Below are 13,047 nucleotides of genomic sequence, written 5' to 3'. Positions count from 1 at the left end.
TTACTGGAACTCTAGCCGATCGCGCGCGGCAGCAAGGCCCGCTTTCGCGCAAGCCTCGTCCGTATGGCCTGAAGGCGTGCCCGCGACGCCGATGGCACCATAGAACACGCCACCCACCTCAATCGGCACGCCGCCGCCGGCAAACACCAAATGCCCGCCAGTGGTGGCGAGCGAGGCGTAGCGATGGGTTTGCTCAAGCACGGTTCCGGCCTTGTTGAACATCGCGCTGGTATATGCCTTGTCGATGCTCAGCCGCAGCGCCAGCGGTGAGGCGAGGCTGTCGCGCAGCGAGACTTGCGGCACACCATCGCGATCCACCACGCTGGCCGCCACCTCATAGCCGCGCTGGCGGCAATCCTTGATCGCGGCTTGCGCCATGATGAGGGCGGTGCCCATGGTCAGCCGGGCGATGGTCAGGCTGGGTGGCTTGTGGGCGGCGGCGCTGCCGACCAAGGCAGGCAAGGCGGGCAAGAGCGCCAGCGATACGATGCCAATCCGGTGGATTTTCATGGTTTTGCTCCGCATTTTCTGGTGGATTGCCCCGCGCGGCGCATCATCCGCGCCCGAGCAGCGGCATGGCGAGGGGCAGCATGATGGCTTCCAGCATGTTGATCCCGTCCGGTAGGCTCGCCATCAGCACCGCCGCACGGGCGACCTCGGCGGCTGGCATCAGCCCCTCAGCGGCGCGCACCGCCTCGGCGTCTGGCCAGATTTCGCTCTCGGTATTGCCTGGATGTAGGATCGACACGGCGATGCCGTGGGCGCGGCCATCGAGCGCCATGGCGCGGGTCATGCCCTCAAGGGCGAATTTCGAGGTGGTGTAGGGCACGGCGTTGCGCCGGGGCACGCGGGCGGAAACCGAGCCGATATTAATGATCCGCCCGGATTTTTGGGCTTTCATGATCCGAAAGGCGCGTTGCGCGCAGGCGAAGGACGCGGTGACATTGACGTCCATCACCGCCGCAAAATCCTCCACATCGAGGTCTTCGGTGCGCTTGGCGGTGGCCCGGCCAGCATTATTGACCAGAATATCTAATCGATCCGCGAATAGCCGCGCCGCTTCGGCGAACAGGGCGGCGCGGTCGGCTTCGCGGGTGATGTCGGCGGTGAAGGCGTGCCCGTTGGGGCCGATTTGGCACGCCGCTTTGGCAAGTTTTGCGCCATCGCGACCGCAAATCAGCACGCTAGAGCCTTCGGCGGCGAAGGCACGGGCGATCCCAAGCCCGATGCCACCGCCGCCGCCGGTAATCAGCGCCGTCTTGCCCGCGAGCAATCCGGTCATGCGGCCTACGACGCCTGGGTGACGAATTTGGTCGTCAAATAGGCGTCGATGGCTTCGGCGCCGCCTTCCCAGCCAATCCCGCTATCCTTCATGCCGCCGAATGGCGTTTCCGGCAGGGCGATGCCGTGATGGTTGATTGAAATCATGCCGCTTTCAATCCGGTGGCCGAGTGCGGTGACGGTTTTGGTCGAGCGCGTATAGGCATAGGAAGCCAGCCCGTAATCCAGCCGGTTAGCTTCGGCGATGGCTTCATCGAAGGTCGAGAACCGGTTGACCAGGGCGAGCGGGCCGAACGGCTCTTCATTCATCGCGCGTGCGCTGGTCGGCACGTCGGTCATCACCGTTGGCTGGAAGAAATAGCCCTTATTGCCAATGCGCGCGCCGCCGGCGGCGATTTTGCCGCCATGCTTCTGGGCGTCGGCGATCAAGCCTTCGATAGCGGGGATGCGGCGTTCATTGGCGAGCGGGCCCATGGTTGAGCTGGGGTCCAAACCGTCCCCCACCTTGATTTTGGCGACCGCGCCGAGGAAGCGTTCCATGAAGCCGTCATAGACCGAATCTTGCACCAGGAACCGCGTGGGTGCCACGCAAACCTGTCCGGCGTTGCGGAATTTGTTGGCCGCGAGGATTTTGGCGGCAGCATCCAAATCCGCATCCTCGAACACGATGGCTGGGGCGTGGCCGCCAAGCTCCATGGTGGCGCGCTTCATATGTTTGCCCGCGAGGGCGGCCAGATGCTTGCCCACGGCGGTGGAGCCGGTGAACGAGATTTTGCGCACGGCGCGGTGCGGGATCAGATATTCCGAGATTTCCGACGGCACACCGAACACCAGGTTCAGCACACCCGGCGGCAGCCCGGCATCGGCGAAGGCGCGCACCAATTCTGCACAGGAACCGGGTGTTTCTTCCGGGCCTTTCAAAATCACCGCACAGCCGGCAGCGAGACCGGCAGAGACTTTGCGCACCGCCTGGTTGATCGGGAAATTCCAGGGCGTGAAGGCGGCGACAATGCCCAGCGGTTCTTTGACCACGAGTTGATAAATGCCATCCGCGCGCGCCGGGATCACCCTTCCATAGGTGCGCGGGGCTTCTTCGGCGAACCATTCGATGACGTCGGCGGCCAGCATGGTCTCGCCCTTGGCTTCGGGCAGGGTTTTGCCTTGTTCCACGGTCATGATCCGGGCAATCGCGTCGGCCCGCTCGCGGATCAGGCCGGCGGCTTTGCGCATGATTTTGGCGCGGGCCTGCGGGCTGGTTTTACGCCACACCGCGAAACCGGCTTCGGCAGCGTTGATGGCGGCGTCCAGATCGGCGCGCTCTGCGTGGGCGAGCGCGCCAATTTTTTCTTCGGTCGCCGGATTGATAATGTCGATGGTGCGGCCTGATTGCGCAGCCACCCAACTGCCGCCGATATGCAGCATGACGTCTTGATACATGATTTGCTCCGTTCCGTGTGATGAGATGATCGAGGATAAAACCTTATATGGTCGCGAGCACGCGCCGGAGAATAGCAAACATGGCGTCGAGCTGATCTTCGCTGGTGATGAACATCGGCGAGAAAATCACCGTATCGCCGGTGACCCGCAGCACCAAGCCCTCATCGAAACAGCGCCGCATTACGGCGAATCCGCGGGCGCCGGGGCTGGCGCCGGGGGCAAGATCGGCGGCGCCGAGCAGGCCGTAGCCGCGCGTATCGATCACGCCGGGCAGCGATGCCAGATCCGCAATCCGGGCCAGGAAGCTCGGCGAGAGGGCGGCGGCGCGGGCGAATAAATCCTCATCGCGATAGATTTTCAGCGTCGCCAACGCCGCCGCACAGGCCACCGGGTGCGCTGAATAGGTGTAGCCGTGGAAAAATTCGATGGCATCCGGCCCGGCGACATCGAAAATCGCCTGCTGGATTTCCTCGCGCACGGCGATCGCCGCCATCGGGATATTGCCGTTGGTGATCGCCTTGGCCATGGTGAGGATATCGGGCGTCACGCCAAAGGCTTGGGCGGCGAACGGATGGCCGGTGCGCCCGAACCCGCAAATCACCTCATCGAAAATCAGCAAAATGCCGTGCTTGTCGCAAATGGCGCGCAGGCGCTGCAAATAATCCACCGGCGGCACCAGAATGCCGGTCGAGCCGGCGATCGGCTCGACGATGCAGGCGGCAATCGTGTCCGCGCCGTGCAGATCGATCAGGCGTTGCAAATCATCCGCGAGATCAAGGCCGCCATGCGGGCCTTGGCCGATGATATGGCGATTTTCCGGGATGTGGGTATGGCGCATATGCGCAACGCCGGGCAGGCCGAGGCCGAAGGCTTCGCGGTTCTTGACCATGCCACCGACCGACCAGCCAGCGAAATTGACCCCATGATAGCCGCGCGCGCGACCGATCAGCCGCTGGCGCTGCCCTTGGCCACGAGCGCGATGGTAGTTGATGGCGATTTTCAGCGCGGTTTCCACCGCTTCCGAACCTGATCCCGCGAAAAATACCCGGCTTAACGGCGCGGGTAAAATACGGGTCAGCTCATGCGCGAGCCGGAACGAGCCAGGCACCCCGAATTGAAATGGCGGGGCGAAATCAAGCTCTTCCAGTTGCTTGGCGACGGCCTCGCGAATTTCGCGGCGGCCATGCCCGGCGGGGGTGGTGTACAGGCCGGAAATACCATCGAGCAGTTTTTCACCGGCACTGTTCCAGTAATGCACGCCCTCGGCGCGGGCGATCATGCGCGGCGCCTCCAGGAATTGCCGGTTGGGGGTGAACGGCATCCAGTGATGGATCAGCGGTTCGTTGGAACGCGGGGTTGCTTGGCTCATGATGTTGTCCTCCGGGAAAAGTTTAATATTTTCGACACGGTTTCGGCAAGTAATATATTGGATAGCGGTTCGCGCAAGAGGGCGTTTAATATTCTAGTCAGGGGTTCGGTCAGCGTCGCTGGCATGCTTTCCTTGGCGCGGGGCTTGGCCTAAGCTTGCGGGGCGTTGAATTCAGGGGAGCAAAGATGAAATTATTTCGGCATGGTGTGCCTGGTGCGGAACAGCCCGGCATGCTCGATAGCGCGGGCGGGTTGCGGGATCTCTCCGCCCATTTGGTGCGGCTGGATGGTGAGGCGCTTGCCCCGGCGCGGCTGGCGGCGTTGGCCGCGATCGATCCGTTTTCCTTGCCGTTACTGCCAGCCGATACCCGCATCGGCCCGCCGGTGCCGCGCCCGGTCAATTTCATTTGCATTGGCCTGAACTATGCCGACCACGCCGCCGAAACCGGCGCGAAAATCCCGGCGGAGCCGATTATTTTTCTGAAAGCGGGCAGCGCCTATGCCGGCCCGAATGATGATGTGGTGATCCCGCGCGGCTCGACCAGCACCGATTGGGAGGTGGAGCTTGGCGTGGTGATCGGCACCGGCGGGTCGTATATCACCGAGGCTGCGGCGATGGCGCATGTTGCTGGCTATTGCGTGGTGAATGATGTCAGCGAGCGCGATTACCAAATGAAGCGCGGCGGCACCTGGGATAAGGGTAAGGGTTGCCCCAGCTTTGGGCCGACCGGGCCGTATTTGGTGACCGCCGATGAGGTGCCGGACCCGCAGAACCTGGATTTATGGTGCGATGTCGATGGCCAGCGCATGCAGACGGGTAATACAAGCACCATGATTTTTGGTGTGCGCAAGCTGGTCTCGTATGTCAGTGATTTCATTGCGTTGCAGCCCGGCGACATTATTGCCACCGGCACGCCGCCGGGCGTGGGGCTTGGCAAAAAGCCGGAGCCGATATTTTTGCGGGCCGGGCAGGTGATGCGGCTTGGCGTGACCGGGCTTGGTGAACAATGTCAGCGCGTGATCGGGGCCAGCGCGTGACCGGGAGATGAAGCTGCGGTAACGCGGTGGCGGTGTGCGGTGATGCCCATTGTCGATTGCCCGGCACTCCAGTAAATGCCGGGCATGCGCAAAATTTCGCTCCTCGCTTTGATCGTGGTTCCCGCTTTGGCCGGATGTGCGTTGACGCATCCGAAAGTGCCGGGGCCGTATGCCGATGCGCCGTCGCTGGTGAATGTCGCGGCGCTGACCAAGTTTGATGGGCAATTGCCGTTGGTGATCATTCCCGCAAACGCGGCTGATTGGGGGCCATCGCTGAGTTATGCGGTGAAAGCGGCGCTGAAAATTAAACCGACGGCGCAGTTTCGCGTGGCTTTGGCGGGTCCGCCTGCGGCAATCCCGAGTGTGACCGAAGAACAGCTCGCCCCGCTTGCGCCGGAAGCGGCGTTGGTCGCGGATGCCATCGTGGCTGATGGCGTGGCCACCAGCCACGTTTCGCTCGCCGGGCCGACGACGATTGCCAAGGCCCCGGCACCGACGGGGCCGGAGATTGTGGTTCTCGCGAAATAATGGCGCTCGCCGATCTGGCCGTTCCGCTCCTGCAGCGTTTTCCGCCGGAGGCGGCGCACCGCCTCGCCATCGCTGCGTTGCGCGCCGGTTGGGGGCATCAGGCGCTGATTGTTGATCCGCGTCTCGCGAGCACGGTGTTTGGCCGTCAGCTTGCCCATCCGATTGGCTTGGCGGCGGGGTTTGACAAGGATGCGGTCGCGCTGAAGGGCTTGGCCGGGGTTGGGTTTTCGTTCATCGAGGCCGGCACCGTCACCCGCCGCGCCCAGCCGGGCAATCCGGCACCGCGCTTGTTCCGGCTGCATGGCGCGCAAGCGTTGATCAACCGGATGGGCTTTAATAATCATGGGATCGCGGCGTTCAAAGCAGGGTTTGCCGCCGCTGCTCGCGTGCCAGGGCGGCGCACCATGCTCGGGGCTAATCTTGGGATCAATAAAGAGGGCGCGGAACCGCTGGTCGATTATCCGTTTCTGGTTCAAGAGATTGCCGATGATGCCGATTACATCACCATCAATGTCTCCTCGCCGAATACGCCCGGCCTGCGCGATTGGCAGCGTGTGGATCGGCTCGGGGCGATTCTCGGCGCGATAACCCAGACTGTGCCGACGCATCCGCCTTTGCTGGTCAAGCTCGCGCCTGATTTGGATGAGGCGGCGCTGCCTGATCTGGTGGCCATGGCTCTTGAGCAGGGTGTTGCCGGGTTGATCATCAGTAATACCACGTTGGCGCGACCGGAGAGCCTGCGTGATGCCGCGCGCAGCGAGGCGGGCGGCCTGTCCGGCGCGCCATTGTTTAATCGCTCGACGCGCATGCTCGCGAAAATCCGTTTGCTCGCCGGGGATCGGCTGGTGCTGATCGGGGCGGGGGGCGTTGCGACACCGGCGCAAGCCTTCGCCAAGCTGCGCGCGGGGGCGCATTTGGTGCAGCTTTACACGAGCTTTGTGTATCAGGGTCCGGCGGTGATCGAGCGTATCGTTGCGGGTTTGCCGGGGTTACTTGCGCAATATGACGGCGAGCAGCTCACGGATATTATCGGGCGTGATGCGGATCGTCTGGCGGAGTTGGCACCATGAGCTTTTCCGACCTTGCCAGCGCGTATGACGGGTTCATCGTTGATCTCTGGGGTGTGGTGCATGACGGGGTGCAGCCTTATCCGGGGGTGATTGATACGTTGATTTGGTTGCGCGCGTGGCAAAAGCGCGTGGTGTTTCTCTCCAATGCGCCGCGCCGGGCTGCCGCTGTGGTGACCGCACTCGCCGCCATGGGGATCACGCCGGATTTGCATGATGGGGTGATGAGCAGTGGCGAGGCGGTGCATAGCGCCTTGCGTGATCGCACCGATCCGGCCTTTGCTGGGCTGGGTTCGCGCTTATTGCATTTGGGCCCAGCGCGGGATCGGAATTTGTTTGACGATTTGCCGTTGGTTGAGGTTGAGCGCGCGGAGCAAGCGGATTTTTTGCTGAATACCGGCCCGGATGATTTGGCGGGCGAGAGCGATCCGGCGGCTTATGATGATGTGTTGAATGCGGCCTTGGCGGCGGGCTTGCCGATGGTGTGCGCCAATCCTGACCTCGAAGTGGTGCGGGCGGGCAAGCGTATTATTTGCGCGGGCTTGCTGGCCGGGATTTATGCAGCGCGCGGCGGCGCGGTGATTACCCGTGGCAAGCCCGACCCGGCCATTTATGGCCCCACCCTCGCAATGTTGGGTACGCGGCGCCAACGCACCCTCGCGGTGGGGGATTCGCTGCGCACCGATATTGCCGGGGCGAAGGCGGCTGGGATTGATTCGGTGTTGATCCTTGCGGGTATCCACAGCTTCACGCCCGAACAGGCGCAAGCCGCTTGCGCCAGCGCCGGGCTCAGCCCTGTTGCGATTTTGCCCGCGTTCACTTGGTAGGGGTTTCGTGATAGCGCATTGGTCATGACCATTCGTGTTCGCTTCGCACCCTCGCCCACCGGCATGCTGCATATTGGCAGCGTGCGCACGGCTTTGTTCAATTTTCTGTTCGCCCGCCATCATGGCGGCGAATTTTTGCTTCGCGTGGAAGACACCGATACCGAGCGCAGCACGCCGGCGGCGACGCAGGTGATTTTTGACGTGCTCGATTGGCTCGATCTCAAGCCTGATGCGCCGGCCGTGTTTCAATCCACCCGGTATCAACGGCACCGTGAGGTTGCTGAGGCGATGGTGCGGGCGGGCACGGCCTATCGCTGTTATTGCTCGCGCGAGGAATTGGCCGAGATGCGCGCGCAGGCCGATGCGGCGAAAAAGCCGTTTCGGTATGATGGCCGTTGGCGTGATCGTGACCCGTCTGACGCCCCGCCGGGTGTGGAGCCGGTGATCCGGTTGAAGGCACCGCGCAGCGGTGAAACTTTGGTGCATGATCGGGTCAAGGGCGAGGTGCGCGTGCAAAATGCCGAACTCGATGACATGATTTTGCTGCGCTCCAATGGCGTGCCGACCTATCTGCACGCGGTGGTGGTCGATGACCATGATATGGGCATTACCCATGTGATTCGCGGCGATGATCATTTGACCAACACATTCCGCCAGGCGCAAATCTATGATGCGATGGGGTGGGCGCGGCCAGAATTTGCGCATTTGCCGCTGATCCACGGCCCGGATGGCGGCAAACTTTCGAAGCGTCACGGCGCGGTTTCGACCCTGCAATTCCGCGATGAGGGTTATCTGCCGGAGGCGCTGTGTAATTATCTGCTTCGCCTGGGGTGGGGCCATGGCGATGCGGAAATTCTCTCGCGCGATGAGCAGATCAAACTATTCGATCTGGATGGTGTGGGCCGCGGCGCCGCAAAAATGGATTACAAAAAACTGATCCAGGTCAATGCGGTGTGGCTTCGCGCCGCCGATCCTGCCCGCTTGACCGCGCTGACGCTGCCCCGCATCGAGGCACTGCTCGAGCGACCGCTCGATGCTATCGGGGCCGAGCGGGTGCGCGTTTTGATGCCGCGTTTACAAGAACGCGCCCGCACGCTGGCGGAACTGGCCGACTCATCGCTGTTTCTGGTGCGTGAGGTGCCGCTGCCCTTCACGCCCAAGGCTTTGGCGCTGCTCACCGAAGAGGCGCGCGATGATTTGTCGGCCTTGCTGCTGGCTTTCGCGCAGACCGATTATACCGCGCCGGCTTTGTATCAAGCGATGGTGGCGTATGCCGAGTCGGTCGAGAAAAAACTGGGCATCGTTGCGGAACCGTTGCGCGCGGCGCTCACCGGCAGCACCACCAGCTCGCCGATTGATGCGGTGATGGCAACACTGGGTCAGATCGAGGTCGAGCGTCGCGTTTTTGCCATACTGGCCGAGTGATCGCAAACAGTTGATTTAAATCAACGCGTGCTGCGGTGCGGCACCTAAAACTCCTTCGCGTTGTCGGCGCGCTTGAGCGCTGACCTGATGCGGAAGGAAATAGAGATGATGCGCAAATTATTAGCCGGGGTTGCCATGGCGTCCCTGATGGCGGTGGCGGCTCCGGCCTCGGCGCAGCTGGCGCAACCGACAGGATTTTCCAGCGGTGATTTGATGGTGCGCCTGCGGGTGGATGGCGTGTTGCCGCAAAACATGTCGAGCAATGTCTCGGCGATTGGCGGTACGGTGAGTGCTTCGAACACTGCCATTCCTGAGGTGGATTTATCGTATTTTTTCACACCAAACCTCTCGGTTGAGGCGATTGCCGGCACCTCGCGCCATAATGTGTGGGTGGATAATTCGGCGCTCGGCACGGTCAAAGTCGGGAGCGTTTGGGTGTTGCCGCCCACCGTGACGATGCAATATCATTTTGGCGGCATGGGTAATTTTGTGCCCTATGTTGGTGCGGGCGTGACGCTGATGCTGTTTTATGATCAGCACACGGCGGCGGATTTGAAGGCGCTGGGGCTGAATACCGTGACCTATCGCACCGGGATTGGCCCGGCGATTGAGGCGGGGTTTGATTACCGCCTGCGCGGCAATTGGTATGCCAATTTCGTGGTCAAGCAAACATTCGTCTCAACGCGGGCGAGCGTTGGCCATGGCACGGTGATTGCCCACACCAATCTGGACCCAACCATTGTCGGTGCGGGTGTCGGCTATCGGTTCTGACGCAGCAAGCAAAGGTGGGAGCGTGATGGGTGATGACCAATCACGCTCTCACGTCACGCTCACACGGGGGCGCGTCGTTAACGATTAAGTGCGGCCATGGCGACTTGCGGATAGCGCGTGCCGGCGGCGGTGCCCGGCGGCAAGATCCGGTTGATCGTGGCGAGATCATCGGCCGTGAGCGTCACATCCACCGCGCCGATATTTTCAGCGAGATAGGTGCGGCGCTTGGTGCCGGGGATCGGCACGATGTCCTCGCCCTGGGCCAGCACCCAGGCCAGCGCCAATTGGCTCGGCGTGCAGCCTTTTTGCGCCGCCAAATCGCGCACGGCTTCGACCAGCTTGAGATTTTTCACGAAATTCTCGCCCTGAAAGCGCGGATTATTGTGCCGCCAATCATCGGCGGCGAGATCGTCGGGCTTGGTGATCGCGCCGGTCAGAAAGCCGCGACCGAGCGGCGAGTAGGGCACGAAGCCAATGCCGAGTTCGCGCACCGTTGCCAGCAATTCGCCCTCCGGATCGCGCGTCCAGAGTGAATATTCGGTTTGCAGCGCACTGATCGGGTGGATTTTGACGGCACGGCGCAGCGTGGCGGGAGCGGCTTCGGAGAGGCCGAGATGGCGGACTTTGCCGGCTTTGACCAAATCAGCCATCGCGCCCACGGTTTCTTCAATCGGCACGTTGGGATCGACGCGGTGCTGATAATAGAGATCAATGGTCTCGATGCCGAGGCGTGACAGGCTGGCATCGCAGGCGCGCTTGACGAATTCGGGGCGACCATTGACGCCGACGCGCTGGCGATCAGCAGTGAACTCATTCCCGAATTTGGTCGCGAGGACGATTTTGCTCCGATGCGCTTTGAGGAACGGGCGGAGCAGGATTTCGTTGTCACCAAAGCCATACATGTCGGCGGTGTCAAAGAAGGTGATGCCGCGCTCAAGCGCGTGCTCCAGCGTTAAGCGGGATTCGGCATCATCCCGGCCGGCGTAGAAATCGGACATGCCCATGCAGCCAAGGCCAAGGGCAGAGACGGTCAAGCCGCCAAGTGAGCGGGTTTTCATCGGGCAGTCTCCGTGCTGGAAATTTCGAGAAAGGATGATGGAGGGGAGATGGGGCGCGTGGGGGTGCTTGGCAATGCGCGTAGAGGGAGGCAGAAGCGACTCGACAGCGTCGGGGCAACCCGCTATAGCCGCCGCTTCACCAGAACGCGGGAGGTTGAACCAGGGTTGGTTCGGCCGGTTGTACCGCGGTCTATTGGCGTTTCTCGCTCAGGCGAGGCCATCAGATTGAGGAGTATCGCCGCGTGGCGAAAAAGATTGTTGGTTATATCAAGCTGCAAATTCCGGCCGGTAAGGCCAATCCGTCACCGCCGGTTGGCCCGGCGCTCGGTCAGCGTGGTTTGAACATCATGCAGTTCTGCAAAGATTTCAACGCTGCGACCCAGGGGATGGAAGTGGGTATGCCGGTGCCGGTGGTGATTACCGCCTATGGCGATCGCACCTTTACGTTCATCACCAAGACCCCGCCGAACACCTATTTCCTCAAGAAAGCGGCGGGCATCACCAAGGGTTCGACCACGACCGGCAAGGGCGCCACGGTGGGCCGGGTGACGATGAGCCAGTTGCGCGAGATCGCGGCGACGAAAATGGTGCATATGAACGCCAATGACGTGGATGGCGCGGTGCGCATGTTGGCCGGTTCAGCCCGGTCGATGGGTCTTTCGGTGGTGGAGGGCTGATCATGGCAAAGAATAAGCGTTTGGCCAAAGCGGCCTCTGCGGTTGATCATAATAAATCCTATGCGTTGGGCGATGCGGTGGCCTTGGTGAAAACCAACGCGACGGCGAAGTTTGATGAGACGATCGAAATCTCGCTCAATCTCGGCATTGATCCGCGTCATGCCGATCAGATGGTGCGTGGCTTGATCTCGTTGCCGAATGGCACGGGCAAGACCTTGCGCGTTGGCGTGTTTGCGCGCGGTGCGAAGGCAGACGAGGCGCGTGCGGCGGGTGCTGATGTCGTGGGTGCTGATGATTTGGCTGAGGCGGTGCAGGGCGGCAAGATCGAGTTTGATCGCTGCATTGCCACCCCGGACATGATGGCGCTGGTGGGCCGTTTGGGTAAAATTCTTGGCCCGCGCGGCCTGATGCCCAACCCCAAGCTGGGCACCGTCACGATGGATGTGAAGGGTGCGGTCACGGCTGCGAAATCGGGTCAGGTGGAGTTCCGCGCCGAGAAGGCGGGGATTATCCATGCCGGTATCGGCAAGGCGAGCTTTGAGACCGAAAAGCTGGTCGAGAATGCGAAGGCCCTGGTCGATGCGATCCAGAAGGCACGCCCGACCGGCGCGAAGGGAACATATTTGCAAAAAGCAGCTTTGTCCTCGACCATGGGCCCCGGCGTGCGGGTTGATGTATCGACGCTGGCCGCTTGATTGAATTGACCAATGCGCGGCGGCGGATCCTAGGGTCTGGCGCCGTCATGAGGGTGCGCTGGTGTGAATCGGCGCATCAACCTGTCCAAGACGGCCTGTAACCCGCGAGGGTTTTAAGGGGGAAACCCGCAAGCCGGAGATGGGGTGTCGGGGCAGCAATGCTCCGGTGGTTCCAATTTCACGGACAGGCGAGCGAGCGGCCGGGATGGTCCTGGCCGCTCTGGGCAACCCGGTTTTGCACGGTCCAAACGTGCAAAGCCAAAGCGAGGAGACCGACGTGGATCGCGCAGAAAAACGTGATTTCGTCGACCAGCTTTCGACGGTGTTCGCCGAGACTTCGATGATCGTTATCACCCGTAATGACGGGTTAACGGTTGCCGATGTCACGGAGTTGCGCCGGCGGATGCGGGCGGCGGGTGCACAATATAAGGTCGCGAAAAACCGTCTGGCTCATATCGCCCTGGATGGGACCCGGTTCGACGGGATTAAGCCGCTGCTGAAAGGTCCGACCGCGCTTGCGTGGTCGCGTGACCCGGTCGCTGTGGCGAAAGCTGCCGTCGAGTTCGCCAAGACCAACGAGAAGTTCGTGCTGGTCGGTGGTGCTTTGGGAACGCAGATGCTTGATGCATCTGGCGTCAAGGCGCTTGCCGAACTGCCCTCGCTCGACGCGCTGCGCGCCAAGCTGCTTGGATTGATCCAAGCGCCGGCGACGAAGGTGGCGGGCGTGTTGCAGGCACCGGCTGGGCAGCTCGCGCGGGTCTTCGGGGCCTATGCCAAGGCGCATGACGCCACCACGGAAGAGGCGGCCTGACGGGCTTGAATTGGCGGGCGCGAATAGCGCTTGCATGGAACCACACAAACTCTCATATTAAGGA

General features: G+C 62.0%; 14 protein-coding genes. 9 read left to right on the top strand and 5 right to left on the bottom strand.

The genetic code is table 11. From position 1 onward, the window contains the following. The 4 genes from ACYUCQ_RS06655 to aptA are packed head-to-tail and all read right to left on the bottom strand — an operon-like array spanning position 1 to position 4,087. Positions 1-510, bottom strand: a complete 510-nt coding sequence (locus ACYUCQ_RS06655) for a GlcG/HbpS family heme-binding protein (protein ID WP_460253724.1) — start codon at positions 508-510, stop codon at positions 1-3. Positions 511-553: 43 nt separating this feature from the next. After that, positions 554-1,282, bottom strand: a complete 729-nt coding sequence (locus ACYUCQ_RS06650) for an SDR family oxidoreductase (protein WP_460253723.1) — start codon at positions 1,280-1,282, stop codon at positions 554-556. A gap of 5 nt (positions 1,283-1,287) precedes the next feature. Then, positions 1,288-2,718, bottom strand: a complete 1,431-nt coding sequence (locus ACYUCQ_RS06645) for an NAD-dependent succinate-semialdehyde dehydrogenase (protein ID WP_460253722.1) — start codon at positions 2,716-2,718, stop codon at positions 1,288-1,290. A gap of 43 nt (positions 2,719-2,761) precedes the next feature. Continuing rightward, complete coding sequence (gene aptA, locus ACYUCQ_RS06640) at positions 2,762-4,087, bottom strand: omega-aminotransferase AptA (protein WP_460253721.1); 1,326 nt, start codon at positions 4,085-4,087, stop codon at positions 2,762-2,764. A 185-nt stretch (positions 4,088-4,272) separates the two neighbouring features. Here aptA and ACYUCQ_RS06635 point away from each other — a divergent pair, with 185 nt between their 5' ends. The 6 genes from ACYUCQ_RS06635 to ACYUCQ_RS06610 all read left to right on the top strand — a co-directional run bounded on the left by ACYUCQ_RS06635 (position 4,273) and on the right by ACYUCQ_RS06610 (position 9,742). Then, on the top strand, positions 4,273-5,124 hold the full coding sequence (locus tag ACYUCQ_RS06635) for a fumarylacetoacetate hydrolase family protein (protein ID WP_460253720.1): 852 nt from the start codon (positions 4,273-4,275) through the stop codon (positions 5,122-5,124). Positions 5,125-5,208: 84 nt separating this feature from the next. After that, the gene (locus ACYUCQ_RS06630) at positions 5,209-5,652 is read left to right on the top strand and encodes a hypothetical protein (protein ID WP_460253719.1); all 444 of its coding nucleotides are present in this window, start codon (positions 5,209-5,211) and stop codon (positions 5,650-5,652) included. Then, entirely contained in the window at positions 5,652-6,722 is a 1,071-nt protein-coding gene (locus ACYUCQ_RS06625; RefSeq protein ID WP_460253718.1) for a quinone-dependent dihydroorotate dehydrogenase, read from the top strand. The genes ACYUCQ_RS06630 and ACYUCQ_RS06625 overlap by 1 nt, the downstream gene beginning before the upstream one ends. Further along, entirely contained in the window at positions 6,719-7,546 is an 828-nt protein-coding gene (locus tag ACYUCQ_RS06620) for a TIGR01459 family HAD-type hydrolase (RefSeq protein WP_460253717.1), read from the top strand. Before ACYUCQ_RS06625 ends, ACYUCQ_RS06620 begins: the two co-directional genes overlap by 4 nt. Positions 7,547-7,570: 24 nt before the next feature. Then, a complete protein-coding gene (gene gltX / locus ACYUCQ_RS06615) occupies positions 7,571-8,971 on the top strand; it encodes a glutamate--tRNA ligase (RefSeq protein ID WP_460253716.1) in 1,401 nt (466 codons plus the stop codon). A 105-nt stretch (positions 8,972-9,076) separates the two neighbouring features. Then, positions 9,077-9,742 carry an OmpW/AlkL family protein gene (locus ACYUCQ_RS06610; protein WP_460253715.1) on the top strand — a complete coding sequence of 222 codons (666 nt, stop codon included), beginning with the start codon at positions 9,077-9,079 and terminating at the stop codon, positions 9,740-9,742. A 77-nt stretch (positions 9,743-9,819) separates the two neighbouring features. Here the strand turns inward: ACYUCQ_RS06610 and ACYUCQ_RS06605 are convergent, their stop codons facing one another. Then, positions 9,820-10,800 carry an aldo/keto reductase gene (locus ACYUCQ_RS06605; protein WP_460253714.1) on the bottom strand — a complete coding sequence of 327 codons (981 nt, stop codon included), beginning with the start codon at positions 10,798-10,800 and terminating at the stop codon, positions 9,820-9,822. 242 nt (positions 10,801-11,042) lie between these two features. Here ACYUCQ_RS06605 and rplK point away from each other — a divergent pair, with 242 nt between their 5' ends. From rplK to rplJ, 3 genes are all read left to right on the top strand, one after another. Further along, positions 11,043-11,477: a 50S ribosomal protein L11 gene (gene rplK / locus ACYUCQ_RS06600; RefSeq protein ID WP_460253713.1), complete on the top strand. Its 435-nt coding sequence runs from the start codon at positions 11,043-11,045 to the stop codon at positions 11,475-11,477. Between the two features lie 2 nt (positions 11,478-11,479). Further along, on the top strand, positions 11,480-12,172 hold the full coding sequence (rplA, locus tag ACYUCQ_RS06595) for a 50S ribosomal protein L1 (RefSeq protein ID WP_460253712.1): 693 nt from the start codon (positions 11,480-11,482) through the stop codon (positions 12,170-12,172). Between the two features lie 277 nt (positions 12,173-12,449). Next, positions 12,450-12,983, top strand: a complete 534-nt coding sequence (gene rplJ, locus ACYUCQ_RS06590) for a 50S ribosomal protein L10 (RefSeq protein ID WP_460253758.1) — start codon at positions 12,450-12,452, stop codon at positions 12,981-12,983. The last annotated feature ends 64 nt before the right edge of the window (positions 12,984-13,047 follow it).

It is taken from the genome of Acidiphilium sp. MT5 (genome assembly GCF_054767495.1).
This window is presented reverse-complemented; position numbering and strand designations above follow the sequence as displayed.

Excerpts from the sequence above, each read along its gene's own strand:
- ACYUCQ_RS06655 (WP_460253724.1), bottom strand. The coding sequence starts at position 510 with ATGAAAATCCACCGGATTGGCATCGTATCGCTGGCGCTCTTGCCCGCC.
- ACYUCQ_RS06650 (WP_460253723.1), bottom strand. The coding sequence starts at position 1,282 with ATGACCGGATTGCTCGCGGGCAAGACGGCGCTGATTACCGGCGGCGGC.
- ACYUCQ_RS06645 (WP_460253722.1), bottom strand. The coding sequence starts at position 2,718 with ATGTATCAAGACGTCATGCTGCATATCGGCGGCAGTTGGGTGGCTGCG.
- aptA (WP_460253721.1), bottom strand. The coding sequence starts at position 4,087 with ATGAGCCAAGCAACCCCGCGTTCCAACGAACCGCTGATCCATCACTGG.
- ACYUCQ_RS06635 (WP_460253720.1), top strand. The coding sequence starts at position 4,273 with ATGAAATTATTTCGGCATGGTGTGCCTGGTGCGGAACAGCCCGGCATG.
- ACYUCQ_RS06630 (WP_460253719.1), top strand. The coding sequence starts at position 5,209 with ATGCGCAAAATTTCGCTCCTCGCTTTGATCGTGGTTCCCGCTTTGGCC.
- ACYUCQ_RS06625 (WP_460253718.1), top strand. The coding sequence starts at position 5,652 with ATGGCGCTCGCCGATCTGGCCGTTCCGCTCCTGCAGCGTTTTCCGCCG.
- ACYUCQ_RS06620 (WP_460253717.1), top strand. The coding sequence starts at position 6,719 with ATGAGCTTTTCCGACCTTGCCAGCGCGTATGACGGGTTCATCGTTGAT.
- gltX (WP_460253716.1), top strand. The coding sequence starts at position 7,571 with ATGACCATTCGTGTTCGCTTCGCACCCTCGCCCACCGGCATGCTGCAT.
- ACYUCQ_RS06610 (WP_460253715.1), top strand. The coding sequence starts at position 9,077 with ATGATGCGCAAATTATTAGCCGGGGTTGCCATGGCGTCCCTGATGGCG.
- ACYUCQ_RS06605 (WP_460253714.1), bottom strand. The coding sequence starts at position 10,800 with ATGAAAACCCGCTCACTTGGCGGCTTGACCGTCTCTGCCCTTGGCCTT.
- rplA (WP_460253712.1), top strand. The coding sequence starts at position 11,480 with ATGGCAAAGAATAAGCGTTTGGCCAAAGCGGCCTCTGCGGTTGATCAT.